This window comes from Arthrobacter sp. SPT-J7 (assembly GCF_059089965.1).
In genome coordinates, this window is the sequence record NZ_JBNHFF010000295.1 from 1 (window position 1) to 3,382 (window position 3,382).

The following is a 3,382-nucleotide window of genomic DNA, read 5'->3' on the forward strand; positions in this document are numbered from 1 at the left end:
GACAGGCCGGTGCGCACCTGGTTCTCGATGAGCTCGCCGACGGCGCGGATGCGGCGGTTGCCGAAGTGGTCGATGTCGTCGATTTCGACGCGCAGGTCCACTTCCTGGCCTTCGCGGGTGCCCTTGATGGTCTTCTCGCCGGCGTGCAGCGCGACGAGGAACTTGATCATGGCCACGATGTCTTCAACGTGCAGGACCGAAGCTTCCTTGTCACCAAGGGAGCGGTCGATGCCCAGCTTGCGGTTGATCTTGTAGCGGCCAACCTTGGCCAGATCGTAGCGCTTGGAGTTAAAGTACAGGTTGTCCAGCAGCGACTGGGCAGCCTCGACGGTGGGCGGCTCGCCCGGGCGCAGCTTCCGGTAAATGTCCAACAACGCGTCTTCGCGCGTTTCGGTGGCGTCCTTCTCCAGGGTTGCCCGCATGGAGTCGTACTGGCCGAACTCTTCGAGGATCTGTCCTTCGGTCCAGCCGAGGGCCTTCAGCAGGACGGTAACGGACTGCTTGCGCTTGCGGTCGAGGCGAACGCCGACCTGGTCGCGCTTGTCGATTTCGAGTTCGAACCAGGCACCGCGGGACGGGATGATCTTCGCAGTGAAGATGTCCTTGTCGCTGGTCTTGTCGGCGGCACGCTCAAAGTAGGCGCCCGGGGAACGGACCAGCTGGGAGACCACGACACGCTCGGTGCCGTTGACCACGAAGGTACCCTTCTCGGTCATCAGCGGGAAGTCGCCCATGAACACGGTCTGCTGCTTGATTTCGCCCGTGTTGTTGTTCATGAACTCGGCCTTGACGTACAACGGCGCCGAGTACGTTGCGTCCCGGTCCTTGCACTCGGCCATGGTGTACTTCGGGTCAGCGAACTCCGGATCGGAGAAGCTCAGGGACATGGTGCCCTGGAAGTCCTCAATCGGGGAGATCTCTTCAAAGATGTCCGAGAGTCCGGACGTGGTGGCGACGCTAAGATCGTTTTCTTCGACAGCTTTCGCTACGCGTGCCTGCCAGCGTTCGTTTCCGACCAGCCAGTCGAAGCTGTCCGTCTGGAGGGCAAGCAGATTCGGAACGTCAAGAGGTTCGTGAATCTTTGCGAATGAGAGCCGGCGAGTGGCACCATCAGTGCTGTCGGCGGTGTTAGCGGTTTCGTTATTAGAGGTGCTCGAGGCGACCAAGAGGGATCCTTCCACAGACCTTCAGGCGTTTTCAGATCTCCCCCGCTGTGCACCCTGCGGAATGCTCCGCAGTGCTACCATCCGGTTCCGCTATATGACCCGGGGCCGGTGCTGACAATGCTGTGACGTTGTTGACGGCACGATGATTGCCAGCTGCCAGGCGAAGCCCACCGCTATATGAAGGCTGAAGGTAAACAGGGAAGACGCAAATATCTACGATACGGCAAAATAACCTACATGTCTACCCCACATCCGGCCCGATTGCAAGCACCGTTTTCCGGGCTGCTTGCGGGAGACGGCCGTCACGGGGACCGGGCACTGCCAGGAATGCACCTAGCGGCCCGGGCGTTTGAATATATGGGTGACCGGCGTCACGATAGCCTTGGTGGCCTACAACGGATCAGATCGGAAGAGATAAACATGGGCAACTCCACGGACAACACTGACGTTGTCATCCTGGCAGCAGTTCGTACGCCCCAGGGCCGTATCAATGGGCAATTGGCGAGCTTTACCGCCGTCGAACTCGGGGCACATGCCATCAAGGCGGCTCTGGAGGCAAGCGGGGTGGACGCCGGCCAGGTTGAGGCCGTCATCATGGGCCAGGTGCTCCAGGCGGGTGCCGGCCAGAACCCTGCACGGCAGAGCTCCATCGGCGCCGGCATTGGCTGGAATGTTCCTGCCGTCACCGTAAACAAGGTCTGCCTCTCGGGGCTGACCGCGGTGATCGACGCCGCCCGGATGATCCGCGGCGGTGAGGCGTCCGTGGTGGTGGCTGGCGGGCAGGAGTCAATGACCCGGGCGCCGCACCTGCTGCCTGGTTCGCGGCAGGGGTGGACCTACGGCTCCATCCTAGCCCTGGACGCGGCTGCACACGATGGGCTCACGGATGCCTTTGACGGGCAGTCGATGGGGCTGTCGACCGAGACCCGGAACCTCACGCTGGGAATCGACAGGACGTCCCAGGACAACGTGGCCGCCCATTCGCACCAGCGTGCCGCGCTGGCCGCCAAGAACGGCACCTTCGACGACGAGATCGTTTCCCTCAGCATCAAGCAGCGCAAGGGTGACCCCCTGGTGGTGTCCACTGATGAAGGTGTTCGTCCTAACGCCTCCGTCGAGTCCCTGGCCGGGCTGCGGGCCGCCTTCGTTACGGACGGCACTATTACCGCCGGCAACTCCTCTCCCCTGTCTGACGGAGCCGCGGCCCTCGTCCTCTCCTCCCGCGCCTTTGCCGAGGAGCACGGGCTCGAATACCTGGCGGTCGTCGGCAAGCCCGGGCAGGTTGCCGGGCCGGACAACTCGCTGCACTCCCAGCCGTCCAACGCCATCAAGAACGCGCTGGGGCGTGCGGGCTGGACCACCGCCGATTTGGACTTTATCGAGATCAACGAAGCGTTCGGTTCCGTGGCGGTCCAGTCGCTGCAGGATCTCGATTACCCCCTTGAAAAGTGCAACATCCATGGTGGTGCCATCGCCCTGGGACACCCCATCGGCGCATCGGGGGCCCGGCTCGCAGTACATGCCGCGCACGAGCTCAGGCGGCGGGGAACAGGCAAAGCTGCGGTGTCCTTGTGCGGCGGCGGCGGGCAGGGTGAAGCCCTCCTGCTGTACCGCGACTGATGGCCGAGGCAGCCGGGGCCGGCGGCACCGGATCGGGCAGCACCGAAACCCCCGGTGGCACCGGCGCCAACAGTCGAGCGGGAAATGAAAACGGTGCCGGCCGGGACAGGTTCCTCGCCGACGCGGCAGCGCGTGGCCTGCAGGTTGAGGTGGTGGAAAGGCCGGCCGCCAAAAGCCTGGAGGAGGCGGCCGGCATCCTGGGTATTCCGCCCGCGGACATCGTGAAGTCGTTGGTGGTCAAACACAAGGACGGCTCGTTCCTCTTTGCGCTGATTCCCGGTGACCGCCAGATCTCCTGGCCCAAGCTCCGGAACCTCGTGGGCGTCAACAAGCTCTCCCTGCCGCCCGCAGACGTGGCGCTGGACGCAACTGGCTACGAACGCGGCACCATCACACCCCTGGGCAGCACCAACAGCTGGCCGGTGTACGCTGACGCGACCATCACGGGCCGGAGGATCTCGATGGGTGCAGGTGCCCACGGCTACAGCGCCTTCGTGGATGCCGATGCCCTCACCGGAGCGCTGCGCGCCGTCGTCGCGGATATCAGCGACCCCGCCTGATCCAAGCGGAACTGGAACGCAAAAAGCCCCGCCCAC

At 63.8% G+C, this 3,382-nt stretch carries 2 protein-coding genes and 1 pseudogene; 2 read left to right on the forward strand and 1 reads right to left on the reverse strand.

The window, feature by feature from the left end:
- Positions 1-1,166 (reverse strand): annotated as a pseudogene (locus tag AC5RWX_RS31570) (DNA-directed RNA polymerase subunit beta); the annotation flags it as partial.
- Between the two features lie 420 nt (positions 1,167-1,586).
- On the opposite strand from AC5RWX_RS31570, the gene AC5RWX_RS31575 reads away from it, so the two are divergent.
- Both AC5RWX_RS31575 and AC5RWX_RS31580 read left to right on the forward strand, forming a co-directional pair.
- Positions 1,587-2,786, forward strand: coding sequence for an acetyl-CoA C-acetyltransferase (locus tag AC5RWX_RS31575; RefSeq protein WP_494100133.1), 1,200 nt, complete (start codon positions 1,587-1,589; stop codon positions 2,784-2,786).
- Positions 2,786-3,346 carry an aminoacyl-tRNA deacylase gene (locus AC5RWX_RS31580; RefSeq protein ID WP_494100134.1) on the forward strand — a complete coding sequence of 187 codons (561 nt, stop codon included), beginning with the start codon at positions 2,786-2,788 and terminating at the stop codon, positions 3,344-3,346. The genes AC5RWX_RS31575 and AC5RWX_RS31580 overlap by 1 nt, the downstream gene beginning before the upstream one ends.
- Positions 3,347-3,382 lie beyond the last annotated feature (36 nt).